Below are 25,867 nucleotides of genomic sequence, written 5' to 3'. Positions count from 1 at the left end.
TCACGGGTGTTTTATCACATTATATTATTCCAAATGATTCGAATTAAGCGAAATCGCTTATTTCATTTCGAGTAATTGCACCCCACGGGCTTCAATCTCAACACTTCCCGAAAGCTCACGATTGGTGAGCAGATCATGTGCCTTAGCTGTTCCCAGATCATAGGATTGCGTGGTTGCGTTATGGTTCATGACGAACAGGTAGGGTTTGCCGTCTTTGGTTCGTGCACTTACTTCAACACCTTCTGGAGTCTCAAGCAAGGACTCTACGTTCTTGGCTGCTGCAAGCTGTCCCAGCAAACCATCCAGGAAACGTTCATCCGGGTCGGATGCAACGTACCAGGCTTCACCTTGACCAAAGGTGTTACGTGTCACAACAGGCATGCCTTTATAAAAGTCGTCTCCATATTCTGCGATGACTTCGGCTCCTTCACTGTGCAGCAGGTCACACAGCATGCCGCAGCCATACTCTCCTTGAAGATCGCCGTAGGTTTCTCTGAGGACAATGCGGTTCTTTTGCTCCGGCAGCAGGGCATCAATCTCTTCCACCCAGATTCCGAGCAGTTTACGGAGTTCTCCCGGATATCCACCTGTGGTCACGAGATCGTTCTCGTTGACAATGCCACTGAAGAAGGTCGTCAGGAATGTTCCACCTGCTGCAACATACTTCTCCAGTTTGGCGGCAAATCCTGGTTTAACCATGTAAAGAACAGGGGCGAGGACAATGTCGTATTTGCTCATATCCGTATCCACACTGACGATATCTACCTGTATGTTGCGGCGGAAGAAGGCTGCGTAGTATTTATGGATCTGATCCACATAGTTCAGGGCAACCGTAGGTCCGCTTGATTTTTCGATGGCCCACCAGTTATCCCAGTCGAACACAATCGCTACTTTGGATTCAACAGATGCATCCAGCGTGGTATCTCCAAGGAGCTGCAATTCCTTGCCCAGCTCAGCGACTTCGCGGAATACACGTGTATTCTCATGTCCAGCATGCTCAATAACTGCACCATGATACTTCTCACAGGCACCGATGGAGCGGCGAAGCTGGAAGAACATGATGGTATCGGCCCCGTGCGCAACAGATTGATAACTCCACAGACGCATGACACCTGGACGTTTCAGTGAGTTATATGGCTGCCAGTTCTGCTGACTTGGTGTTTGTTCCATCAGCATGAACGGTTGGCCATCCTTCAGTCCGCGCATGAGGTCATGAGCCATTGCCGTGAAGCTGACAGGAGTGGCGAGACCAGGATAACTGTCCCAGGAGACGATATCCATGTATTTTGCCCATTTGAAATAGTCCAGTTGCTTGAAGAATCCCATCAGATTGGTTGTAACGACAGAGTCCGGAATATGTTTTTTGATCGCATCGTATTCCAGGCGGTAACAATCCAGCATGCTGTCGGAGTTGAATCGGGAGTAGTCCAGCGAGATTCCCTGGAATGTTGAATTATTGTTACCCCAATGTTCGCTCAGGTTGCTTGGTAATACAATCTCGTCCCAATCGTAGAAGGTATGCCCCCAGAAATTCGTGTTCCATGCTTTGTTGACCTGTTCCAGAGTCTGATAGCGTTCTTTCAGATACACGCGGAACGCTTTCTCACAGTTGTCACAGTAGCACTCACCGCCATACTCGTTGGAGATGTGCCATACGAGAACCGCGGGGTGATCCTTGTATCGTTCGGCCAGTTTATCCGCAATCTTCTCAGCGTATTTGCGATAGGTCGGGCTGTTGGGACAGGAATTATGGCGCCCCCCAAATTTGCGTTTGCGTCCATCGGCATCTACACGAAGCACGTCTGGATATTTCTTTGCCATCCAAGCCGGATGTGCAGCCGTGCTTGTTGCAAGGCATATATAGACACCATTTTCATATAAACGATTAATCAGTTGGTCGAGTTCTTCAAAACGGTAAGTAACTTCATCAGGCTGAATTAGTGCCCATGAAAATACGTTGATTGTGGCAATATCAATACCTGCCAATTGGAACATGCGCAGGTCTTCAAGGTGGGTTTCGTGATCCCACTGTTCCGGGTTGTAATCGCCCCCGTAGAACATTTTGGGCAGTTTGTTACTAATCAATGTGTTCACCTCTTGTATAAGAATAATCCTATATTATATGATACATATGACTTTTAAAATATAATAAAAGTAATGACTGATATAAGAATACGGAAGCGTATTTCAGCTTATAACCAAGGAGGCATACCCGTGTTTATCTCCCCCCGACATCAACGATATTTCATGACATCACGTGATCAGCCGCTGCCCCTTTATATTGAGAGCCTGGGTTATAACGGCAATCAGGAGAAGGTGTCCAGACCTGTGGGGTATCCCTGTTACCATTGGCTTCAGACAGTAAAGGGAGCCGGAGAATTCAAGTTTGCCGGGTCCACGGTCGTACTGGGGGAAGCATCCGGTATTTTGCTGCCGCCGAATGAACCGCATGAGTATGTGCGCGCCCAAGGAGAGTGGGAGACACTTTACATAACATTTGGTGGTTCCCAGTGTCCGGCAATCTTGGAGTCACTTAGTCTGGGTGAAGCGGCGTTCTATCAGTGGGAGCAGAGCAGTCCGTTCAATGATTACGGCCAGGAAGTGCTGGATTCGATCAGAAGTGATCAGGATTTGTCGGGACTCGAGGCGTCAGCGGATATATACCGATTTCTGATTTTGCTCAAAAAACATGGCATGACGGGCAATCGTTCTTCCATCTCACATTCTGTGGAGAGACTTGCTCCGCTCATTGCATTCATGGAACAGCATTATGCGAATCCCGAGATTGGGCTCGAACATATGGCTGACCTCACAGGGATCTCATCCAGACATCTGAACACCTTGTTCAAGCAGTCCTTTGGCATGACAGCCTACAGTTATTTTATTTTGCTGCGCATTCGCAAAGCCAAGGAAATCATGACCGCAGACTATAGACCCACGATTAGGGAAACTGCAGTTAGGGTAGGGTTTCGCGATGCAAGCCATTTTGTAGCAACCTTTCGCAGGATTGAGGGGGTGACTCCTGAACAGTTCCGTAATTTGTACTAACATGTACCCAAATAAACAAAAAGTGATGCCAGGAAGGTATTGATGCGTTAGGGTCATTACCGTTATGATGGTATCGATTCCTGAGATTCGAAAACGTTTAAACGGACCCATGTATCCGTTCTACTTGGAGAGGATGATTGAAGATGACAACAACTATACCCTTATGGGATCATGCTGCACCTTATGCAGCCCAGGGCCATGAAGACGAAATGCCACATTTGATTCCATTTATTCAGCCCGGTTCCGAGAGCACTGTCATTGTATGTCCAGGTGGCGGCTATGGATTTTTGGCTGATCATGAGGGTGCTCCAATAGCCGAATTGTTGAACCGTGCAGGTATAAGTGCATTTGTCCTGAAATATCGGGTGGCGCCTCACCAGCATCCTGCACCTATAACAGATGGTCAGCGTGCCATACGTTATGTTCGTGCTCATGCTGAGCAGTATGGCATCAACCCTGCCAAGATTGCAGTGCTTGGTTTCTCCGCAGGCGGACATCTCACAGCAACACTGGGAACGCTGTATGACGAGGGACAACCGGATCATGAGGACCTTATTGAACGCCAAAGTTCACGCCCGGATCGAGTTATTCTCTGTTATCCGGTCATTACGATGGAGTCCTATGGACATGCTGGGTCCCGTGAGAATTTGCTTGGGCCTGATGCGTCAGCCGAGCAGATCAAGGCTTTCAGTGCGGAACAACAGGTGAGAGCGGATGCTCCAGAAGCATTCATCTGGCATACCAGCGATGACCAGGCAGTACCTGTGGAGAATAGCTTGCGTTATGCACTTGCATTGGGCGAGCATGGCATTCCCTATGACTTGCACGTTTTTGAGAAAGGTTCACATGGTCTGGGATTGGCTGAGGATAACCACGCGATTCGGGTATGGTCGGATCTGTGTCTCACATGGCTCAAGAATCAGGGCTGGTAATTTTATTGGCTGATAGCAAGTGAACGGTCCTAACCAATCGAGTAATCCGTATATTAACGCCTTAGAGCGAAGGAGAAAATAACGATGAAATTGCAGAAAAATGACAAGCTTCTGTTTATCGGGGATTCGATTACAGATTGTGGTCGGGAACATCCTGTAGGCGAAGGCAGTTCAGGTCTGGGCCATGGTTACGTAGCGCAAGTCTATGCCCTCTTGCGGTCCATCTATCCGGAATTGATGTTGCGTGTCCAGAATGTGGGTAATGGTGGAAATACGATTCGTGATCTGAAACAGCGCTGGGATCGTGATGTGCTGGACCTTAAACCGGACTGGCTGACGATCATGATCGGCATTAATGATGTATGGCGTCAGTTCGACAACCCATTATCAACAGACTCACATGTGTTTCTTGAAGAATACGAATCCACATTGCGTGAACTGGTGGCTTCGGTTCGTCCCAACCTGAAAGGTCTGGTACTAATGACGCCTTATTATCTTGAAGCCAACCCGGAAGATCCGATGCGGGCAACGATGGATATCTACGGAGAAGCAGTTCGCAGGGTAGCGAGTGAGTATGATGCAGTGTATGTGGATACACAGGCTGCATTTGCTCCATTTTGGGATCATTTCTATACGTCTGTGCTGACTTATGACCGGGTACATCCGGATGCAACGGGCCATATGGTTCTGTCCAAAGCATTCTTGGATGCCATCGGATTCGAATGGTCAGGCGGCGTCAAATCTGAATAAGGACGTGAGGGCATGAGCGACGTAACTGTAGCAGTACAAACCCAGGCATTACTGGGGGAAGGTCCAAGCTGGGATGCGGAGAACAATCGATTGTTATGGGTAGATATTGAAAGCTTCAAGGTGCATGTGTATGATCCGGTTACAGGGCAGGATCAGTCTTATGATGTCGGTGAACATGTCGGGGCTGTTGTTCCCTATCGTGGTGACGAAGTTGTGGTTGCTTTACGCAGTGGATTCCATACGTATCACTTGCTTACGGGTGAGCTGCATGCCATTGAGGACCCTGAACAAGATAAGGATACGAATCGTTTTAATGATGGAAAATGTGATGCGAAGGGCCGCTTCTGGGCAGGCACAATGAGCATGAATAATGAGAGCAAAGCCGGATCATTGTATTGTTTGGAGCAAGGGCAACCCGTTCGCACAATGGTACAAGGTGTGTCTACATCCAACGGTTTGGGCTGGAGTCCGGATCGGCAGACCATGTATTACATTGATACCCCGACACGTTCTATTGACCGGTTTGGTTTTGATCTGACGGCAGGTACGATACAAAATCGGACAAGTATCATTCAAATACCGGAGGAATTCGGTTTTCCGGATGGGATGACGGTTGATGGTGAGGGCATGCTGTGGGTTGCGCACTGGGGCGGAGGAAGAGTCACTCGTTGGAACCCGCATACATCAGAATTGTTGCAACAGATCGAGGTGCCGGCAGATCAGGTAACATCCTGCTGTTTTGGTGGACCGGATCTCGAAGAGTTATACATTACAACAGCACGTATAGGGATTAAGGAAGAACGTTTGAAAGAGACACCGGATGCGGGCTCACTTTTTGTCATCAGACCGGGCGTTAAAGGGCAGGAGACTCACGCTTATGGTAGCCAGCAATAAACAGGTGCCAATTATGTAGTGAACCTTAGTGAACCTCTGCCTGGTTTGCCAGGAAAGAAACGATTCCATTTTTTCACTCTTATATAAAATGTCAAAAGGTGCTGTTCTAACAGCATCTTTTTTTGATGTATAAACGATTTTAAACACTGAAAATATTTTACAAAAATCGGAATTTCGACAGAGGGGTTTGGAGATTGCCAGCGAATGTTATTTATTGAAAGTATTATCCAGATAACCGCGAATCAAGAACAATTATGTAAGCGCTTAACAATATGACTGGAAGGGGGTGAGGCTTCTTGTATCAAGGGATGCATTGATTCGTCTGGCACGCCATCATCAGCACGATGAGACAGCGGGGATAGACCGAAATGCAGTAACGAAGTAGAAGAGGAGGATAAGTTGATATGAGAACGTTTATGGGGAAATTGCGAATGATGAGCCTGACGGTTGCTGTAGTAACCGCCTCGCTGGGAGGACTTGCTGGAACAACAGCGGCGGCACCAAGTGAAGCCTATGAGTGGAAAAATGTGGTGACGGGTGCAGGAGGCGGGTTTGTACCGGGCATTATTTTCAACGAGTCGGAAAAGGATCTGATCTATGCCCGTACGGATATCGGGGGAGCCTATCGCTGGAATGCGGCTGACGAGAGGTGGATACCCTTAACGGATTTTGTCGGCTGGGATGACTGGAACAAGAATGGTGTGGACGCACTGGCTACGGACCCGGTTGATCCCGATCGGGTGTATATGGCAGTTGGAACGTATACAAATTCGTGGGACCAAAATAATGGCTCCATCTTGCGCTCTACGGACCGGGGAGATACATGGCAGACCACAACACTTCCGTTCAAAGTGGGCGGCAACATGCCGGGACGTTCGATGGGAGAACGACTGACCGTGGACCCGAATGATAACAGTATCCTGTATTTCGGTGCACGAAGTGGTAATGGGTTATGGAAAAGTACCGATTACGGTGTGACCTGGAACGAAGTCACAAGCTTCCCGAATCCGGGAAATTATGTACAAGACCCTTCGAATGAATACACAAGTGACATCGTAGGTCTGGCATGGATTACATTTGACAAAACAAGCGGTTCGGCAGGGCAGGCAACCCAGACGATCTATGTAGGCGTTGCGGATAAAGATCAAAGCGTATATCGCAGCACAAATGGCGGCCTGACCTGGTCAGCTGTTGCTGGTCAACCTACAGGTTATATTCCGCATCATGGCGTGTTTGATTCAGACGGAAGCCTCTATATTACGTACAGCGATGGTGTTGGACCGTATGATGGGGAAAAAGGTGACGTGTGGAAACTAGCCACATCGACAGGTGTCTGGACCAACATCAGCCCTGTTCCAAGCAGCAGCACGGATAATTATTTTGGATATGGCGGATTGGCTGTTGATGCACAGAATCCCGGTACATTGATGGTTGCGACATTGAATTCCTGGTGGCCGGATGCCACTTTGTTCCGCAGTACAGATGGCGGAGCGACGTGGACACGCATATGGGAATTTGAAGGATATCCGAACCGGAAGTTACGTTATACACAGGATATTTCGGCAGCGCCATGGCTCACATTTGGCACCAATCCTGCCCCACCCGAAACAAGCCCAAAATTGGGCTGGATGATCGGTGATCTGGAGATTGATCCGTTTGATTCGGATCGCATGATGTATGGAACAGGTGCTACGATCTATGGAACGAAGAACCTGACAGACTGGGATGATGACGAAAAAATCAATATTTCAGTGATGGCGAAGGGGGTTGAGGAGATTGCCGTACTGGATCTGATCAGCCCGCCAAGTGGTGCACATTTGATAAGCGGAGTGGGGGATGTCTCCGGATTCCGTCATAACAATCTGGATCAGGCACCAGACACCATATTTACGAGCCCAAACTATTCTTCCACAGAAAGTCTGGATTTTGCAGAGTTAAGTCCCAATACGATGGTTCGCGTAGGTAAAGCAGATTATGCTGCTGATCCAAATGCAAAATCCATTGGTTTGTCCAGTGACGGAGGTACTACGTGGTATAAGGCCAATGCAGAACCTGCTGGCACAACCGGAGGGGGAACCGTAGCGATCTCTGCGAATGGTAACCGACTCGTATGGAGCACGTCAGATAAAGGCGTACATTATTCGACTGGCGGCAATTCATGGACGGCAAGTACGGGGATACCTGCACAGGCGAAAGTGATTTCGGATCGTGTCAATCCAAACAAATTCTATGGATTTGCAGCGGGTAAAATCTATGTAAGTGTGAATGGTGGTGCTACCTTCACGGCATCACCTGCGACCGGACTCCCGATGGAAGGAAATGCCGATCTGGATGCCGTTCCAGGTGTTGAGGGCGAACTCTGGTTTGCAGGTGGCAGTGAGGAAGAAGGTCCTTACGGATTATGGCATTCCACGGATTCAGGAGCAACATTCACAAAGCTTGCCAATGTAGAGGAAGCAGACAGTATCGGATTTGGTAAAGCCGCCCCTGGGCAGAACGTTGTTGCGTTATACACGGTTGCACAGATCGATGGAACACGTGGATTCTTCCGCTCCGATGACGGTGGTGCCAATTGGGTTCGTATCAATGATGATCAGCACCAGTATGCTCGTGTAACTACAATTACGGGTGATCCGCGTTTGTATGGAAGAGTATATCTTGGAACAAATGGCCGCGGAATTTTGTATGCTGACCGTGTTGGAGGTAACAATGGCGGAGGAGACGGCGGGGGTACACCAGTGACCAACTCTGTGATTACACCGGTTACAGCCGAATTTGATCGCAAAGCAGACAATCAGGTTAATATTCCAGTCACGTTAACACTTAACGGCAATACACTTGCATCCATTCGCAACGGGAATGCAACGCTGGTTTCAGGTACAGATTACACGTTGACAGGCAATGAGGTCGTATTAAGTAAAAACTACCTAGCTTCACTGCCAAATGGCGCAGCGACGCTAACCTTTCAATTCAGCGCAGGCGCTCCTGCGACCTTGAATCTGCTCATTAAAGACACGACAGCTGCACCTGTTGGAACCATACGCATTGAGATGTTTAACAGCAACACTTCAGCAACGGGCAGCTCGATTAGTCCCAAATTCAAACTGACAAATACGAGTACTACAGCCTTGAATCTGTCTGATGTGAAAATCAGATACTATTACACGATAAACGGTGAACAGCCTCAGAACTTCTTCGCTGACTGGGCGACGGCTGGCAGTGTGAATGTAACAGGCACGTTCAGTGCACTCAATCCAGTACGGACGGGTGCTGATCACGTGCTTGAGATCGGATTCACAGCTTCGGCTGGAACACTGAATGCAGGACAAAGTACGGAAATCCATACGCGCATCTCCAAGAACAATTGGACCAACTATACCCAAACAGATGATTATTCTTTTGCAGGTAGTCAGACTTCCTATACGGACTGGTCCAAAGTCACCGGTTATATCGCGGGAAGTCTCCAATGGGGAATTGAACCATAAGTGAGTGATTTAACGAAATAAAGGATTGAAATAGGGGTCCTGATTCGCCAGATGATCAAATGGCGAGTCGGGGCTTCTTATTTTGTCGAAATATAGTGTAAACTATAGATAGTTACCATTGCTTAAAGGATCGTTTTAGGATATAAAAAGATGTACAATCAATTTAAAATTAATGTAACCGCTAACACTGGAAAGTGTTTATAACCGATATATAATAGTTGGTATAGCCTGTACAGATATAGAGGAAAGATTAGACAAGGGGGTCGCGATCATGAACCGGTTGTGCAAGGTGCTGATTGTTGACGATGAGTTCTTGGTAAGGCAGGGCATAAAGCACCATATGAACTGGGAAGCGGAAGGATTTAACATTGTGGGTGAAGCTTCCAACGGTGAAGAAGGATTACAGCAGGTGAACCTGTTAAAACCGGATATTGTGATCACCGATATTGTCATGCCTGTCATGGATGGAGAAACGTTTGTCCGTACACTAAAAGCCAGTAATCCGCAGATTGAAGTTATTGTACTTAGCAGCTTCAGTGAATTCGAGTATGTACGTTCTACGCTTCAGCATGGGGCAGCCGATTATATACTGAAACCAAAGCTGGATACAAATGAATTATTGGAGGTCCTTCAACGCACAGCGGGTAAAATTCCGGAGTTACAGTTCGAGCCGTCGCATGATGGTTGGAGACTTGGGCAACTGATGGAGAAGATGCTGTCCGGATTCACACTGGATGAAGATAGCGAAATGCCGATCATTCGAGATACCTTTCCGTATGAATCCTTTCGCTTGCTGGTGTATAAACCCGTGGGTGCTGGAGGGAATCCACTGAAGATGGATCAGGAACAGATTGAATCCAAGCTCCGCAGTGATCTGCCTGAAGTAGAATGTGCAATGGTTCCCGCAGAGGGTACATTACCTGTGATGCTTCTTAATGTCGATCCTGCGAGAGATGAATGGATGCTTGAACGGATCAGACAGTTGGCCAGTGAAAATGCAGCAGGAGAAGGCAGTCCTGGTTGGGTGCTTAGTGAAAGCTTTACTTCATTTGAAAAGATGGGTGTTGTTTACCGGGAACGCCTGATTAAGCTGATTGAATATCGCTTCTATTATAAGGATCGACCAATCCTGGTGTATGGTGAACTGCCTCCAATGCATCCCGCAGGTTACCAGTTTAATGTAAATATGTTTTTGCAGCATGTGAAGCGTAACCGGGTCGAAGCGGCAAGGGAGTATTTACAGGATCATGCAAAAACACTTGGACGGGATTATATTGCCGATGTGTTTGAGATCAAATCATTTCTCGGTAACTTGATCTTTAACGTGACCATTACCCTCGCGGATATGGATGTCCAGTCTGCGGGGCTGGAAGAGAGCAAATATACGTATTTTAAAAATGTGGATGGTGCTTCGAGTCTGGACGAAGTGATGACTGTGCTTGACCAATTCATGACGGAAGTTCAGGAGTGCACCGTTGGTGCGGGTGCAAAACGAAGTGATCCCAACATGAAGATGCTGCTGGATTACATGCATGAGCACTTTGATCAGCCGCTCGGGCTGGCTGAAGTAGCCAAGCATTTTCATTTTAATCCATCGTATTTATCCAGTTATTTCTCATCTCACAAAAAAGAAGGATTTAATGAATACTTAAATAAAATTCGGATTGAAAAAGCCGAGGAACTGCTACGATCCGATGATGTAACGATCTCTGAGATTAGCAGTATGGTAGGTTATTCCGATCATAGTTACTTTTGCAAAGTGTTCAAAAAATTCACCGGATTATCACCAAGCCGATACCGGCGCAAATTCTGGGCATAAAGTCAGAAGGATAAGATCATGAAGAAATGGATGAACAGATTATCTCGTCTCGGATTGTTTCCCAAGTTGTTTCTGGTTATGGTGGTCAGTATTGTCCTCGTTTCTGTACTCATCTTATGGACGACCATTCACATGTCAACCAATCTGTTTACTGAGACGTTCAGTATCACAAATTCCAAGGTGCTTAATCAGATCAAAACAAATTTTGAATCCTTTAATGAGGCCATTGCTGCCGTATCGAATAATGTGACGCAGAGTGGATCGATCCGAGGATTCCTGTCCGAAGGTGATGCCGATTCCCTCACGATGGCCAAATCCTTCTATAATATGCGGGAAACGATGGACCGCGTTCAATCGATAACGGAATCGTATGAAGTAGGGATAACGATTATCGGGATCAATGGGCGGAGTTATTCCACCAATCGTGCTCACCTTGAGATGTCAGTGGATGAATTGAAAGATGAACCGATCACGGTGGAAGCCGCTGAGACGCCGAGTCGTCTTATCTTTGATGATTACCAAAACGATGCAACGGTCGGAAGTCAGCAGATGATCTCTGCCACGAAAGCACTGACGGATCGGACCCGCAGCCGAATATACGGTACACTTTATGTCACGATGAGAGAAGAGGCGTTCCGTCAGTTCTATGCCAGCTTTACTAGTCGAGGCAATGACGTGGTTATTATGAACGAAAAAGGTGAGATTGTATCTTCGAATCGTGAAGACTGGATTGGGACAACTCAGCTGGATTTGCTGTCCTATGCCCGAGAAATGAACAAAACGTCTCCGAGAAGTATCAATGCTCGTGTGATGGATCAGGATAGCGTTGTTCTATCGGAGTATTTACCGTTCTATCGGTTTTACATTGTCAATGTCGTGGATAAGGATCTGGCGATGGGTCAACTCATCGACATGAAGACGGTTGCCCTAATCTGTGCAGCAATTGTTGTAGGGGCTCTTATTCTCGTATTTCTCATCACCAGCCAGATTACCAAGTCCCTGCGCAGACTTGTGAAGCAGATGTCCAATATTACGAAAAGTGATCTGGACAACTATATTCCAGTGAGTGGAAGCTACGAGAGCAGGCAGCTTGGTCATGCTTACAATTACATGCTTGATGAGTTGCATGATTATGTGGATCAATTAGTGCAGACCCAGCATGAACAACGTAACGCAGAACTTGCAGCTTTACAGAGTCAGATTAATCCGCACTTCTTGTACAACACACTTGCTTCTGTCAAAGTTCTGGTGCAACAAGGTAACAAGGACAGGGCAGCGGAGACCATTAATGCGCTGATCGGATTACTACAGAATACAATTAGTGATGTGAGTCAGACCGTTACAGTGGAACAAGAAGTCGAGAATTTGAAAAATTATGTCTTCATTAATCACGTCAGATATGGAGGCCGGATTAAAGCAGCTTTCTACGTCGCTCCGGATTGTACACATTACCATGTACCGAAGCTGGTCATACAGCCGTTTATTGAGAATGCATTTTTCCATGGATTCATCAAGAAAGAAATGGGTACAATTCATGTCATGGTTTCCAGAGCGGGAGAATCACTCATCTGTGAGATTATGGACAATGGTGATGGAATTGAAGGGCTTGTCATGGGAGAAACGTTGCCCAATCCAAAGAACAATCGTCAACTATTCAGTGGTATTGGTATTCGCAACGTACATGACCGTATTGAGTTATTATATGGTTCACCTTATGGTGTCACCATTATGAGTACGGTTGGGGAAGGAACGAGAGTCACCGTTACACTGCCTTTAATCACGAGTTGAATCGAAACCTGATTCGATTGAATACACTAAAATCGAGATCCCTCGCTTCTGTTTTTTACAGAGGCGGGGGATTTTCGCGTGTCAGAGGTAAAGTAAAATACATATTTGTACTATTTCAAGATCAAGAAATTACAAAATCAAAAGAAATTACAAAAAGCCAAATTTAATGCAAACGGTTTCTGTAAAGGTTTTCATTGTGGCAATAAGATGACAAATCCGTACAAAATTATTACTAACGAATGAAGATATGGGAATGATAAGATGAATACATCGAAAGCAACCGCTTTCAGAAAACGTAAACAAATTACACACAAAGAGGTCGAAGGGGAGTTGAATGTTTTGAAAAAAATGTGGGTATTGATGCTCGTTACAGTACTGCTGTTGTCCGCATGTTCATCCGGTGGCGGAGGTAATTCTGCTAGTGGTGGTGACGAAAAAACAAACGAAATTACAGTCTGGGCTTGGGACAAAGCTTTTAACGTAGCTGCAATGGAAACAGCAAAAGAAGCATATCAAAAAGCAAATCCTGATGTGAAAATCAACATCATTGAATACGCTCAAGCTGATATCATCCAGAAACTGAACACGGGGCTTAACTCCGGAACTGCCAGCGGTCTTCCAAACGTAGTTCTGATTGAAGACTATCGTTCACAAAGCTTCTTGAATGCATATCCGGATGCGTTCAAAGATCTGTCTTCCAACATCACGGCTTCCGACTTTGCAGATTACAAACTCGGACCAACAGCTTTTGATGGCAAACAATATGGAGTACCATTTGACTCCGGCGTTGCTGGTTTGTACTACAGAACAGATCTGCTGGAGCAAGCTGGCTACAAAGCAGCTGATCTGCAAGACATCACTTGGGATGACTACATCCAAATTGGTAAAGACGTAAAAGCTAAAACAGGTAAAGAGCTTCTTTCTCTTGACCCGAATGACCTTGGTTTGATTCGTATGATGATCCAAACTGCAGGTAAATGGTATTCCGCAGAAGATGGTAAAACACCTGACATTGCAACTAATGCCGCTCTGAAAGAAGCGTTTATTACTTACAAAGCAATGATGGATGCCAACATTGTTAAATTGCACTCTGACTGGAGTCAATTCGTTGCCAACGCCAATAACGGTAGCGTAGCAACAATTCCTACAGGTAACTGGTTCTCACCATCTGTACGTCAAGAAGCTTCCCAATCCGGTAAATGGGCTGTAGCTCCAATACCGAAAATGGCTGGTCAAGCAAACTCTGTTCACGCATCCAACTTGGGTGGTAGCTCTTGGTATGTTATGAACAACGTTCCTGGTGCAGATCAAGCAGCTGATTTTGTAGCTAAAACATTTGGTTCTGACAAACAATTGTATCAAGATCTGTTGAACAACATCGGCGCAATTGGTACGTACAAACCAGCAGTTGATGGTGACGCGTATGCCAAAGCAGACGAGTACTTCGGCGGACAAAAAATCTTCACAGACTTTGCGAATTGGACGAAAGAAATTCCAAGCGTAAACTATGGTATCAACACTTATGCCATTGAAGATATTCTGGTTGTAGAAATGCAAGCATTCCTGAACGGTAAATCAATCGATGACGTTCTGGCTGATGCACAAAAACAAGCTGAAGCACAATTAAACTAAGATACCCAAGGTAACTTATAGAACCCTAGGAAACATCGGAGCCGTCTCCCACGTCCGGCGCAAGTCGAACCGGATATGGCGAGAGGCTCCGTGGGTTCTACCCATGTTCCATGGAGAGAGAGGAGCCATACTGTGAAAGCCATGAATACAGGAGACAGTCTCCAAAAGAAAAATAATTTGACTGGATGGGCTTTTGTTTTGCTGGCTGTTGTCGGGATTGTTGCATTTTACTTCTACCCGATGATTCAAGCGCTGCTCTTATCGTTCAAGTCTGGTGTAGGAGCCAATCTTGAATTTTCGGGCCTTTCTAACTACAAAAGATTGTTAGTTGATACAACATTCCGTACAGCATTATCGAATACATTTATCTACTTGATTATTCAAGTGCCTGTAATGATTATTCTTGGTTTGTTTATTTCCGTATTGCTGAATGACAGCACACTACGTTTTCGGAGCTTCTTCCGTACAGCGATTTTCTTGCCTTGTGTAACTTCATTGGTAGCGTACTCTGTTGTATTCAAATATCTGTTCGCACCAGATGGAATGGTAAATCAATTCCTGATGGGCTTGCACATTATTGGGGATCCAATTCAATGGATCACAGACCCGTTCTGGGCTAAAATTACGATCATAATCGCCGTTACTTGGCGTTGGACCGGATATAACATGATTTTCTATCTGTCATCCCTGCAAAACATCGATCAATCGATCTATGAAGCTGCAAGAATTGACGGAGCGAATGCTTTTACACAATTCTTCAAAATCACAGTACCTTTGCTTAAACCGATTATCCTCTTCACGTCCATCACATCAACGATTGGTACATTGCAAATCTTTGATGAGATCATGAATATTACCAAAGGTGGTCCAGGTAATGCGACCATGTCGATTTCACAATACATCTACAACCTTTCGTTCAAATATTCACCGGACTTCGGTTATGCAGCAACAGTGTCGTATTCCATCGTAATCTTGATTATTGTATTGTCCATCATCCAGTTTAAAGTGGCAGGTGATAATAAAAATGGCTAAAGCTAAAGCAAAACGGATTTTCACGTATGTGTTCCTATCCATCGTCGCCTTTGTATCCATTTTCCCTTTCTTCTGGATGCTGGTCAGTTCAACAAATGCATCTGTCGATGTAACGAAAGGCAGATTGTTACCGGGTTCAGCTTTCATTGATAACTTCAACAAACTGATTGATTCGACGAATCTGGTACAGGCTCTCGGAAACTCGGCGATTATCTCTGTGGTCTCCACTCTCTTGGCACTGTTTATTGGTTCCATGGCAGGTTATGGCTTCGAGGTATATCGCACGAAGTCTCGTGACATTGTGTTTAATATCCTGTTGTTATCCATGATGATCCCGTTTGCAGCGATTATGGTACCCCTGTATCGTATGTTTGCAACAATCTCGGGAGTTGCACCGGTTATCGGTATTAACACCATGGCAGCAGTGATCTTGCCAACCATTGCAACAGCGTTCCTGATCTTTTTCTTCCGTCAGAACACTAAAATGTTCCCGAAAGACTTGCTGGAAGCTGGACGTATTGATGGTTTGAGTGAACTTGGGATCTTCCTGAAAATCTATATGCCAACCATGAAAACAACATATGCAGCGGCAGCAATTATTACCTTCATGAGTAGCTGGAACAACTATCTGTGGCCACTCATTGTATTGCAAACACCTGACCAACAAACGATTCCACTGTTGATCTCGAACCTCGGTGCTGGTTATTCTCCGGATTACGGAGTAATCATGACAGCAATCGTTATTGCAACACTACCTACAGCAATCGTTTTCTTCATCATGCAGAAACATTTTGTTGCAGGTATGGTAGGTTCAGTGAAGTAATGAAAACAGCATAATCCGTGCAAATGACGGGTGCAGGAAAGAAGAGAGGGCGCTGTTATGGCGTACCTCTGTCTTTTTTGTTTATGTAAAGCAAAAAGGAAATTCAGAGTAAACCTTGAATAAGTCAAACTATAACGTTTTAAAGGGAGAGAGAGCCGATGAAAGCAACAAAGGCAGATATCAACTGGTTGGGGGACGTAAGTGTATTTGAGGTGAACCGTCTTCATGCCTATTCCGATCACCGTTATTACCAAACGATGGATGAGGCTGTAGGTTCAGGCGCGATGTCCATGCGTTATGATCTGAATGGTACGTGGAAATTCAACTATGCGATTCGTCCAGACAGCCGTTCTGAGTTTTTCTATACATCCGATTTTTCCAGTGAAGGCTGGGATGATATTGAAGTTCCGGGGCATATCCAACTTCAAGGATACGGTCAGATTCAATATGTAAATACACAATATCCTTGGGATGGTTTGAACGACATTCGTCCACCGGCATTACCACAGGATAAAAACCCGGTTGGAAGTTACATTCGCACATTCCACCTGCCGACAGGTTGGGAGTCGAATCCGGTATATATTTCTTTCCAAGGTGTAGAGTCTGCATTTTATGTATGGCTTAACGGACAATTCGTAGGATACGGGGAAGACAGCTTCACGCCATCTGATTTTGACCTGACGCCATTCCTCCAGGATGGAGAGAACAAACTCGCGGTTGAGGTGTATCAACGTAGCACAGGCAGCTGGCTGGAAGATCAGGATTTCTGGCGTTTCTCCGGTATTTTCAGAGATGTGTATCTGTATACCGTCCCAACTGCACACGTTCGTGATGTTCATGTTCGCACAGATCTGGACAAGTCTTACACTAACGGTACGTTGCAAGTGGATCTGAAGCTGGAAGGAAATGCGGTTGCAGGAGCGCGCGTAGAGGCTGAACTTCGTGATCGTGAAGGCAATACCGTTAAAACGTTTGAATCCAAAGTTAACGATGGACAAGTAAGTCTTCGTGAAGATATCGGCATAGTGAACCTGTGGAGCGCAGAGATTCCATACTTGTACCGTCTCTATATTCGTGTATATGATGCTGCGGGTACACTGGTTGAGGTTGTTCCTCAAGCCGTTGGTTTCCGTACATTTGAAATGATCGACAAAGTAATGCACATCAACGGTAAACGTATCGTATTCAAAGGTGTGAATCGCCATGAGTTCAACCCGCGTCGTGGACGTGCGGTTACGAAGGAAGATATGCTGTGGGATGTTCGTACGATTAAACAAAACAATATGAATGCCGTACGTACGTCACACTATCCAAACCAAAGTCTCTGGTATGAGCTGTGTGATGAATACGGACTCTATGTTATTGACGAGATGAACCTGGAGACACACGGATCTTGGCAGAAGCTTGGCGCCGTTGAGCCTTCATGGGTTATTCCAGGGGACAAACCGGAATGGCATGATATCGTTATGGATCGCGCTGTATCCATGGTGGAGCGTGACAAAAACCATCCGTCCATTCTGATCTGGTCATGTGGTAATGAATCACATGGTGGTGAAGTCATCTACAAAGTATCCCAATATTTCAAATCAGCTGATCCAACACGTCTGGTACATTACGAAGGTGTATTCCATGATCGCCGTTTCGATGAGACCAGTGATATGGAGTCTCGCATGTATGCCAAACCGGCAGACATTGAGGAATTCCTGAATGCAAACCCGACCAAACCGTATATCAGCTGTGAGTACATGCATGCCATGGGTAACTCCATTGGTGGTATGCACAAATATACGGAGTTGGAAGACAAATATCCAATGTATCAAGGTGGATTCATCTGGGATTACATCGATCAATCGATTTACAAAAAAGATCGTTACGGCAAAGAATTCCTCGCTTATGGCGGAGATTTTGGTGATCGTCCATCAGACTATTCGTTCTGTGGCAACGGTATCGTCCATGCTGACCGTAAAGTAACTGCGAAAATGCAGGAGGTTAAATTCCTGTACCAGAACATCAAGCTGTTCCCGGATCGTGAAGGTGTTAAAATCGTGAACGGTAATCTGTTCGCAGATACATCTGCGCTGGAACTGGTATACAGCCTGGAGCGGGAGGGACATGAAGTGCTGCGTGGAACATTGGAAGTCAACGTGGATGCCCAAAGCGAGACGGTAGTGAAACTTCCGCTTGGTGCAGAAGCTCTGGTAGGCGGCGAGTACGCTGTGAACACTGCATTTGTGTTAAAAGAAGCTACACTGTGGGCTGACAAAGGCGAAGAAGTGGCATTTGGACAGTTTATTTTCACCCAGGATCAGGTAAATGATGCAGTTGAAGTCGACTTGAACCTTGTAAGTGATGTACAAGTTATCGAAGGTGACGTTAACATCGGTGTTCGTGCCGGCAAGACACATGTGCTGTTCTCCAAACAGTTTGGGACACTGGTTTCCCTGAAATTGTCTGGTCGCGAGACGATTGCTGTACCACCTGCACCACTCTTCTGGCGTGCAATGACGGATAATGACAAAGGTATGGCGATGGGCTTTGAACTGGGCGCCTGGTATGCAGCGAGCCTGATGCCACGTTCTGTAGAGTGGAAAGCGGATCAGAAACCGGATCAATACCGGATCGAGTTCACGTACAAGCTCAACATCTCGGAGGATGTACAAGTAAAAGTGGTATATACCGTTCATGCAGATGGAAGTGTACGTGTTCATAATACGTACAAAGGTACAGCCGGATTGCCAAATCTGCCAATTCATGCATTGTCCTTCAGAACATCACCTGACTTCGAAAACGTGGAATGGCTTGCGATGGGACCCGAAGAAAACTATGCAGACCGCGCATTTGGCGCACGTCTCGGTATCCACGGCAGCAAGGTAGCTGATACCATGGCTCCATATCTGGTACCACAGGAATCAGGCAACCGTACGGGCGTACGTTGGGCCAAATTGACAGACAACGTGGGACGTGGCTTCAAAATTGAAGCATCCGGAACTCCGGTTGAGCTGAATGTTTCACCATATACGGCATTTGAGCTGGAGAACGCACAACATGCGTACGAATTGCCTCCTGTGCACTATACGGTCGTGACTGTAGCAGGTAAACAAATGGGTGTTGGCGGTGATGATAGCTGGGGTGCTCCGGTTCATCCGGAATACCTGATCCCTTCAGACGGCGAACTGACATTTGAATTTGTCATTCGTGCACTGTAAGTAAAAGAATCGTACAGAATAAAGAATGTATTCTATAAAGAACAGAGGTCTTCGCTCATCGGAGGCCTCTGTTTTGTTATGTCAACGAACAGCTTGAGAGGCTTTGTATGAAACCGTTCTCTCTCCAACCTCGTAATGTACGAGACAGGAAACATAAGAGGGGGTTCAAGATGAGTAAAAAAGCAAAGACAGGTATATGGGTGACGGTGTTAGTCTTCTTGGGTATCATTGTTGGATGTTTCATATGGTATTTCAATACCGCTTCAGGTGAACGTGCACTCAAAACGATGAGGTCCAATAACTCGGGTGGCCTGGAGAGGGTTGTTAAAGTGTACAGCAATAACGGTGAATTGATTCAGACCTATGATGGCAAAATTGACGTGGAAGATACGGAATACGGGAATAAAGTATTATTTGATCTCAATGGGAAACGTGTTGTGATCTATAATGCAACGATTGTTGTTGAAGAGAAGTAAACGTAGATTGCCAGCTTGAAGAAGCGCTGGTTCGGAATTAGGAATGACACCCTATTGCTTATATGGTAAAATTAAGGAAATGATATAAGGGTCGGGTGAGATTTTTTATGGTGGATATGTACCTCATAATCCTTGTTGCAATTTTGGGAATGATCCTGTTTTATAGCTTGATCGCTTATTTCTTGATTCGTTTCATTTCGAAAAAAGCTTTCAAGCTGACGTTAACCAAATATGAAATGATGGAGATTATAACTTGGCTCGCCGTGCTGTTTATTACCTTCATGATGATTAAGACGGGTTCGATCAATCTGCTCTTGCCGGTTGTTGTACTCATCATTCCATTGATTAATTTGCGACTCTCCAATCGAAAACATCGAGAGCTGAACTCGTAAGGTCTTGCTACGTTGGGATGAGGGACAAGAAGGATGAACATAGGAAAGGTTGACGGAGATTACATCACTAGTCAACCTTTTTCAGTTTCATTATGAATGGTGAAAATGAACAAGGAGGAGTTTAGTGATGATTCTGGGCCAATCAACTGACACTTCAGGTTTAACGCAAGTTGCCAATCTTTCGGATGAGTTGCAGCCTGTTTTTGATAAAGCAGAAAGCAAATATAAAATAGTCGATATTGAACTCTTCTTTGTTTTCAGGTGTCTTCCTGAAGAATATGAGCGGAAGTCGACGGTCAGACATGTGAAGAAGGAGAATGTCATCTATTTTGATCTGGTGGTCAGCGAGGATCGGTATAAGACATTAAGCAAAAGCAAACAACGGTATGTGTTAAGCCATGAGTTTTATGTTTTTTTAAGTGAAAAGATACAGAAATACAAGATTGAACATCTAAACACAAATGAATTTATTGCAGATATGGGCATGTGTCTGAGGGAGATTGGATGGTTGCAGACCGAAGAGGAAGCCGAAATAAGTGAATTTGAAGAAAAGTATAACTAGCAAAATAAATGAAAACATAAACAACAAAAAGAAGCTCTCTTTCGAGAGCTTCTTTTTCATGGGAGAGGAGAAACCGGACGAAGAGCTTATGGGGAAACGTAAGTCTTCTCCGCGGTTGTCTACGACACTTGTGATGTCGATAATTATAGAATCGCCCGATTGTTTCCTTTTTATACATATGCGTCAACAATTCGTCAACAATTTTCCAAGGGAAATGAAGACCGCACATTTTTCAAACTGAACCCGAATGTGGTACGATAGTCGTATCAATAAACTTACATAGAGAAAAGGTGACTCGTCAAGTGAGAGTGGTATCTGGGAGTGCAAAAGGCAGGCCGCTGAAGGCTGTTCCTGGCACGGGTACGCGGCCAACCACCGACAAGGTGAAGGAAGCGTTATTTAGCATGGTTGGTCCTTATTTTGAGGGCGGCACAGCATTGGATCTGTTTGCAGGCAGTGGAGGTCTCGGTATTGAGGCGCTGAGCCGCGGCATGGACAAGGCTGTTTTTGTTGATTTGGAATCAAAAAGTATTGAAGTTATCCGCATGAATCTGAAGGCGACCAAGCTGGAAGACCAGGCGGCCGTATATCGTAATGATGCAGGTCGTGCGTTGAAGGCACTCGCAAAACGAGGCACAACGTTTGATCTGGTGTTTCTCGACCCTCCATATCGCATGAAGAATGGGCACGAGTTAATGCTGACCATGCACGAACTGGAGCTTCTGGAACCCGAAGCAACCATCGTGCTTGAATATGAATCCAAACATGATTACCCTGAGCAATTCGGCCCGTTTGAACAAACGCGCAAGGCTTTGTATGGGGAGACGGCAGTATCCATCTATTATTATGCGCCTGAAGCAGTTGAAGATGGAGAATCCATTACACCGGAAGAGGAGGCTCCTCATGACTGAAATGATACATCGACAGGAACGGATCGCCGTATATCCTGGAAGTTTTGATCCCGTAACGATGGGACATCTGGATATTATCGCCAGAGCGTCGAAGCAATTTGATCGCGTCATTGTGGCTGTGTTGAACAATATGAGCAAAAATCCGCTGTTTACGGTGGAGGAACGCAAAGAACTGATTACGGAAGTAACCCGCCATCTACCCAATGTGGAGGTGGACAGTTTCCGCGATCTGACAGCCAATTACGTCCGGCAAAAGGAAGCTCAGGTCATCGTCCGCGGTATACGCTCGGTAACTGATTTTGAATATGAGTTGCAATTGGCATCGACCAATAGCAAGTTGAACCCAGATGCGGAAACCATATTTATGATGACAAATCCCAAATATTCCTATTTAAGTTCCAGCATCGTCAAAGAAATTGCTCATTATCATGGAGATGTTACAGATCTTGTCTCACCTGAAGTGGAAGCTGCGCTCCGTCAGAAAATCAGCGAGAAAACCGGCGGTTAAACCAGAAGGTAAGACCGGATAGACTAACCATGACTGCAAGAAGTAACGCAAGACCCATGCATGCAACAGGGAAGACACTCCAAATGGTGTTGATCGTGTATGTGTTACCTGGACTATGTATGAATAGCCAACCGAATGGTGTCGTGAGGTTCTGCTCTGCATTCGTCTGTAATGTGGTCCAGACTTCTGTGCTATAACGGCTGAACGGCATCCATAGGAACAGACTGATGAAAAAGGCGATTAAGCCATGAGTCAGGCGAACTCCAGCAAAGTACAACATCGATTTGGTGCCCGGACCAGTTGTTTTCAGGACAGCAGAGACTTGCAGATGGGAACATAAACCACCCCATCCCAGAACGGCTGCAAGTAGAGACATGAGCAGCATGGGTGTAAGTGAAGTCTGGCTCAAATGATAGGTGCCCAGATGAAGCTCAAAGAAAGCTGGCCACAGCGCAGCAGAGGACCCGGGCGTCAGATAAAGGGAGACCAGCCGGATAAACACGGCAAAACCGATCATGTATCCTCCAGTCATCATCAAGGTCTGCACAGCTTGGGATACGGTGTCACCTAACAGTTTGCCAAATCCCCTTCCATCACGACGATGGGCTTCCCTGGCTGCAATCATCATATCGGACCATATACTGCGTCGTTTGAACGTTGCGTGGTTCGGTGCAGATGAGCGACTTGTGGAATTTGCAGGCTGAGAATCAAGAGAGCTGTTATCTGCTTGTACGGCTGTTGAGCCAACCTTGTTTGTCTGGTTACCAGGTGCAGGCAGGAGACGTGTGGCAAGAATGACAGCAATCCAGCCGCTGATCCAGTGGACCACGAGTAGAAAATATCCGGCCGCTGGCTGGTGGAGAAAAGCAGCACCAACGACCAAAATGATCATCATTGGATTGGCAAAATGAGATGCCGCCGCAAGGACAACCGCCTGCTTGGCGGTAATTTGTCTATCCTGAAATAAACGGGATACCGCATCTGCTCCTGCGGGAAATCCGCCGCACATGCCTACGGCAATCGCCAGACCTGCGTTGCCTGGAAGTCTGAACCAGCGTTGCATTAACGGTCCAAGCAAGGCGCCGATCGCGTGGGTGAAGCCAAACGCAGTGAGCATTTGGGATAACATGAGGAACGGGAGCATGGCAGGGAAGATGATTTTCCACCATATATCCAGACCTTGAATAGAGGCATCAAACGCTTCTTTGGGGGAAGCAACTACCGCAATGACCAACATTAAAGCGCCAGTACTTAGGATTATCGTTCGCAACGGGCCAGAATCTCTAACCTCGCTCTGTAATGTCATCGTTTCACCTCATATCAGATAACGCCGATTCGGCATCTTAATCATTATGGACGGCCGAATAACGCCCGAAGGGCGGTTCGGCCTTGACCGGACAGGATTTTGTATACAGCGGCCTATCCGGCCTGTACCATTGTATGCACAAGGACCAGAGTGTTAGACTTGAAAAAAATGATTAAACAGGATGGAATTACGATCGCTTATTATAGAGATACAAAGAACGGAGGCTCATGCGATGAATCGGATTCGGAAATCTGGCGGATTCAGAGCTTCGATCTTTGTGATCGTGGTGGCTCTGGTCGTCTATGTTGCCGTGTACATGCCAACGCCGTATATCATATATATGCCTGGCAGTGCAGATGAAGTAAAACCAATGGTAACCGTTAAGGGTGGAGACCAGGAAGAACGCGGTGTGTTCATGATGACAACCGTGTCGGCAACATATGCCAATGTGTTTTTGCTAGGAACCTCTCTGTTCAATAAAAATGCTCAAGTGGATAAAAAGGAAGACCGACTGCGCGGCAAAAGCGAAGCGGAATACTCTGCCGAACAGGTGTGGTTCATGAGTGACTCACAATCCTCCGCAATGGAGGCTGCATATGAGCAGGCTGGTGTGACGTACTCTATTGTACCTGAACATATCTTCGTATTTGGACTGTCCGAAGACCCAAAACCGGAAGGAGATATTGCTCCGGGCGATATTATTCTGGGAGTGAATGGAACAGCTACGCCGGATAATACGGTGCTTTCTGCCCAGTTAAAAGATAAAAAAGTCGGAGATACGGTCGAAATGCAACTGGAACGTGGTGGGGAGACCATTAGCCGGGACGTGAAACTGATTCAGGTAAAAGACAGTAAAACGGGTGAAGCCCGCTCGGGACTCGGAGTAATGATCGGTGCGGTTCAGAAGGTGAAAGCTGAAGACCCGAACAAACAGATCTCTTTCACAGATACTCAGGTTGGTGGTCCGTCTGCCGGCTTGATGTTTACGTTGGAGATCTATAACCAGTTAACACCTGGAGATCTGACCAAGGGTCATCGAATTGCGGGTACAGGCACCATTACCAAGGACGGTGTGGTGGGTGCCATTGGTGGTGTAGTGCACAAGATTGTAGCCGCTGACCGAAAAGAAGCCGAGATCTTCTTTGTGCCGAAGGATAACTATAAGGAAGCAGCAGCCAAGGCTGAACAGATTGGCACCAAAATGAAACTTGTGCCTGTGAGCACGGTGGATGATGCGCTGGCTTATTTGAAAACCTTGTCCGTGAAATCATAGGTTATCATCGGGCGGGAAGAGATCGAGCCAACGTTGAACGGGATGGATAAAGTACGGATGAATTCGAATAATTGATTACAGTGGAATGAAGTGTGATCAAGAGATTTGAGAAGATCAACAGAAGTTAATAAGGAAATCCCCTTGTTGCGAGGTGCCTGAGTGGCGTGCAGCAAGGGGATTTTTTAAAATTGTATAGTTGAGTAACGAATAGTGGATATCAATGATCTGTTTGATGATGGATTAAAAAGCTCCATAGAGATGAAGCCTTATGGTCAAAAGCGGATCACAGTCTCACAGGCGACTCATAGTAGTCACTGAACATCTTGCGTGTGTCCTTATGCTCGCAAGCGAGCCCATACGCAACCTGAGCTTGTATATCCAGTTCAAGTTGATTGTGTGTGAACGTCGACGGTTTCAGCACAACAGGAAGCGATGCCGTCTTCTTCATTTGTTTAAGCAGGCTCTGTCCTTGAGTATTAAATCCGAGGACTCGAAGATATCCGGGTCCGGCAGCCAATTGCTCTGGTGAACACTCGGCTTTGGTGTGATTCAGGAGCAGGTGGGCGAGCATACGCTGGAGTTTGGTGCGTGTGTATCGTTTGGTCTTCATTGCATTCAGGAGTGCTTCGACTGAAGGCTCCGGGAGCTGAGCGAGTGAACGGCTCACCCGGTGTTCCAGGCCTTCCGTGACTTCGGCGATGCGTTCCAGCTCGGAGGCACGGCGGGTGGCCGCAAGGTGCAACAGCGGCTGTGCAAAGCGCTCCCAGTGTATGGGAGCGCGCCCTTCCTGCCATTCGCGATGCAGAATGGCAAGGGTTGTCGCCGGCACGTATGGTGCGGCGGCATCGGGTCCGTCCGCCATCAGCAGGCGGCGGACGGCTGTAGCACTGGCGATCGCCCCCGGCCCGGGCGTCGCCTCATGATACGCGGCACCGGTACGCGCCGCCGTAAAGGGCTGGATCGCGCTGCCAAGTCGTTGCAGCGCGATCAGGTAGTGCAGCCCAAGCGAATTGTTGGGCTGCTCCAGCAG

20 protein-coding genes are annotated in these 25,867 nt (G+C 46.4%); 17 read left to right on the top strand and 3 right to left on the bottom strand.

The features are described 5' to 3' along the window. Nucleotides 1-57 precede the first annotated feature (57 nt). Nucleotides 58-2,085, bottom strand: a complete 2,028-nt coding sequence (locus tag ACE04G_RS28710; RefSeq protein WP_339183992.1) for a beta-galactosidase — start codon at nt 2,083-2,085, stop codon at nt 58-60. A 129-nt stretch (nt 2,086-2,214) separates the two neighbouring features. Between ACE04G_RS28710 and ACE04G_RS28705 the strand changes: the two genes are divergently transcribed. From ACE04G_RS28705 to coaD, 16 genes are all read left to right on the top strand, one after another. Next, the gene (locus ACE04G_RS28705; RefSeq protein ID WP_339183994.1) at nt 2,215-3,048 is read left to right on the top strand and encodes an AraC family transcriptional regulator; all 834 of its coding nucleotides are present in this window, start codon (nt 2,215-2,217) and stop codon (nt 3,046-3,048) included. 143 nt (nt 3,049-3,191) lie between these two features. After that, nucleotides 3,192-3,980, top strand: a complete 789-nt coding sequence (locus ACE04G_RS28700; RefSeq protein ID WP_449003862.1) for an alpha/beta hydrolase — start codon at nt 3,192-3,194, stop codon at nt 3,978-3,980. 84 nt (nt 3,981-4,064) lie between these two features. Continuing rightward, nucleotides 4,065-4,730 carry an SGNH/GDSL hydrolase family protein gene (locus tag ACE04G_RS28695; RefSeq protein WP_047842445.1) on the top strand — a complete coding sequence of 222 codons (666 nt, stop codon included), beginning with the start codon at nt 4,065-4,067 and terminating at the stop codon, nt 4,728-4,730. 12 nt (nt 4,731-4,742) lie between these two features. Next, nucleotides 4,743-5,624, top strand: a complete 882-nt coding sequence (locus tag ACE04G_RS28690) for an SMP-30/gluconolactonase/LRE family protein (RefSeq protein ID WP_405132020.1) — start codon at nt 4,743-4,745, stop codon at nt 5,622-5,624. 404 nt (nt 5,625-6,028) lie between these two features. Beyond that, nucleotides 6,029-9,109 carry a X2-like carbohydrate binding domain-containing protein gene (locus ACE04G_RS28685; protein WP_445252495.1) on the top strand — a complete coding sequence of 1,027 codons (3,081 nt, stop codon included), beginning with the start codon at nt 6,029-6,031 and terminating at the stop codon, nt 9,107-9,109. Between the two features lie 271 nt (nt 9,110-9,380). Further along, nucleotides 9,381-10,928 (top strand): response regulator transcription factor, encoded by a 1,548-nt coding sequence (locus ACE04G_RS28680; protein WP_221824214.1) that lies wholly within the window; start codon nt 9,381-9,383, stop codon nt 10,926-10,928. Nucleotides 10,929-10,946: 18 nt separating this feature from the next. Further along, nucleotides 10,947-12,716: a cache domain-containing sensor histidine kinase gene (locus tag ACE04G_RS28675; protein ID WP_339184005.1), complete on the top strand. Its 1,770-nt coding sequence runs from the start codon at nt 10,947-10,949 to the stop codon at nt 12,714-12,716. A gap of 348 nt (nt 12,717-13,064) precedes the next feature. Next, nucleotides 13,065-14,348, top strand: a complete 1,284-nt coding sequence (locus ACE04G_RS28670) for an extracellular solute-binding protein (RefSeq protein WP_397376294.1) — start codon at nt 13,065-13,067, stop codon at nt 14,346-14,348. A gap of 141 nt (nt 14,349-14,489) precedes the next feature. After that, nucleotides 14,490-15,380, top strand: a complete 891-nt coding sequence (locus tag ACE04G_RS28665; protein ID WP_036610887.1) for a carbohydrate ABC transporter permease — start codon at nt 14,490-14,492, stop codon at nt 15,378-15,380. Further along, nucleotides 15,373-16,203, top strand: a complete 831-nt coding sequence (locus ACE04G_RS28660; RefSeq protein ID WP_036609483.1) for a carbohydrate ABC transporter permease — start codon at nt 15,373-15,375, stop codon at nt 16,201-16,203. Before ACE04G_RS28665 ends, ACE04G_RS28660 begins: the two co-directional genes overlap by 8 nt. A 158-nt stretch (nt 16,204-16,361) precedes the next feature. Then, a complete protein-coding gene (lacZ, locus tag ACE04G_RS28655; RefSeq protein WP_449003861.1) occupies nt 16,362-19,409 on the top strand; it encodes a beta-galactosidase, LacZ type in 3,048 nt (1,015 codons plus the stop codon). Nucleotides 19,410-19,579: 170 nt separating this feature from the next. After that, nucleotides 19,580-19,885, top strand: a complete 306-nt coding sequence (locus ACE04G_RS28650) for a hypothetical protein (RefSeq protein WP_017689244.1) — start codon at nt 19,580-19,582, stop codon at nt 19,883-19,885. A gap of 107 nt (nt 19,886-19,992) precedes the next feature. Next, on the top strand, nt 19,993-20,277 hold the full coding sequence (locus ACE04G_RS28645; protein ID WP_486095321.1) for a hypothetical protein: 285 nt from the start codon (nt 19,993-19,995) through the stop codon (nt 20,275-20,277). A 127-nt stretch (nt 20,278-20,404) separates the two neighbouring features. Next, complete coding sequence (locus ACE04G_RS28640) at nt 20,405-20,839, top strand: hypothetical protein (protein WP_449003859.1); 435 nt, start codon at nt 20,405-20,407, stop codon at nt 20,837-20,839. Nucleotides 20,840-21,141: 302 nt separating this feature from the next. Then, a complete protein-coding gene (rsmD, locus tag ACE04G_RS28635; protein WP_036609474.1) occupies nt 21,142-21,750 on the top strand; it encodes a 16S rRNA (guanine(966)-N(2))-methyltransferase RsmD in 609 nt (202 codons plus the stop codon). Between the two features lies 1 nt (nt 21,751). Next, on the top strand, nt 21,752-22,258 hold the full coding sequence (gene coaD, locus ACE04G_RS28630; RefSeq protein ID WP_085981453.1) for a pantetheine-phosphate adenylyltransferase: 507 nt from the start codon (nt 21,752-21,754) through the stop codon (nt 22,256-22,258). On the opposite strand, the gene ACE04G_RS28625 is transcribed toward coaD, so the two are convergent. After that, on the bottom strand, nt 22,236-23,564 hold the full coding sequence (locus ACE04G_RS28625) for a nucleoside recognition domain-containing protein (RefSeq protein WP_221824207.1): 1,329 nt from the start codon (nt 23,562-23,564) through the stop codon (nt 22,236-22,238). The genes coaD and ACE04G_RS28625 overlap by 23 nt on opposite strands. A gap of 232 nt (nt 23,565-23,796) precedes the next feature. Here ACE04G_RS28625 and ACE04G_RS28620 point away from each other — a divergent pair, with 232 nt between their 5' ends. Then, entirely contained in the window at nt 23,797-24,837 is a 1,041-nt protein-coding gene (locus tag ACE04G_RS28620) for a SepM family pheromone-processing serine protease (RefSeq protein WP_449003858.1), read from the top strand. A gap of 283 nt (nt 24,838-25,120) precedes the next feature. On the opposite strand, the gene ACE04G_RS28615 is transcribed toward ACE04G_RS28620, so the two are convergent. Continuing rightward, entirely contained in the window at nt 25,121-25,864 is a 744-nt protein-coding gene (locus ACE04G_RS28615) for a nucleotidyltransferase family protein (protein WP_486095426.1), read from the bottom strand. Nucleotides 25,865-25,867: the final 3 nt, after the last annotated feature.

This window comes from Paenibacillus sp. AGC31, assembly GCF_057334655.1.
This window is presented reverse-complemented; position numbering and strand designations above follow the sequence as displayed.

Coding starts and splice junctions, on each gene's coding strand:
- ACE04G_RS28700 (WP_449003862.1), top strand. CDS start 3,192: ATGACAACAACTATACCCTTATGGGATCATGCTGCACCTTATGCAGCC.
- ACE04G_RS28695 (WP_047842445.1), top strand. CDS start 4,065: ATGAAATTGCAGAAAAATGACAAGCTTCTGTTTATCGGGGATTCGATT.
- ACE04G_RS28690 (WP_405132020.1), top strand. CDS start 4,743: ATGAGCGACGTAACTGTAGCAGTACAAACCCAGGCATTACTGGGGGAA.
- ACE04G_RS28685 (WP_445252495.1), top strand. CDS start 6,029: ATGAGAACGTTTATGGGGAAATTGCGAATGATGAGCCTGACGGTTGCT.
- ACE04G_RS28680 (WP_221824214.1), top strand. CDS start 9,381: ATGAACCGGTTGTGCAAGGTGCTGATTGTTGACGATGAGTTCTTGGTA.
- ACE04G_RS28675 (WP_339184005.1), top strand. CDS start 10,947: ATGAAGAAATGGATGAACAGATTATCTCGTCTCGGATTGTTTCCCAAG.
- ACE04G_RS28670 (WP_397376294.1), top strand. CDS start 13,065: ATGTGGGTATTGATGCTCGTTACAGTACTGCTGTTGTCCGCATGTTCA.
- ACE04G_RS28665 (WP_036610887.1), top strand. CDS start 14,490: ATGAATACAGGAGACAGTCTCCAAAAGAAAAATAATTTGACTGGATGG.
- ACE04G_RS28660 (WP_036609483.1), top strand. CDS start 15,373: ATGGCTAAAGCTAAAGCAAAACGGATTTTCACGTATGTGTTCCTATCC.
- lacZ (WP_449003861.1), top strand. CDS start 16,362: ATGAAAGCAACAAAGGCAGATATCAACTGGTTGGGGGACGTAAGTGTA.
- ACE04G_RS28650 (WP_017689244.1), top strand. CDS start 19,580: ATGAGTAAAAAAGCAAAGACAGGTATATGGGTGACGGTGTTAGTCTTC.
- ACE04G_RS28645 (WP_486095321.1), top strand. CDS start 19,993: ATGGTGGATATGTACCTCATAATCCTTGTTGCAATTTTGGGAATGATC.
- ACE04G_RS28640 (WP_449003859.1), top strand. CDS start 20,405: ATGATTCTGGGCCAATCAACTGACACTTCAGGTTTAACGCAAGTTGCC.
- coaD (WP_085981453.1), top strand. CDS start 21,752: ATGATACATCGACAGGAACGGATCGCCGTATATCCTGGAAGTTTTGAT.
- ACE04G_RS28625 (WP_221824207.1), bottom strand. CDS start 23,564: ATGACATTACAGAGCGAGGTTAGAGATTCTGGCCCGTTGCGAACGATA.
- ACE04G_RS28620 (WP_449003858.1), top strand. CDS start 23,797: ATGAATCGGATTCGGAAATCTGGCGGATTCAGAGCTTCGATCTTTGTG.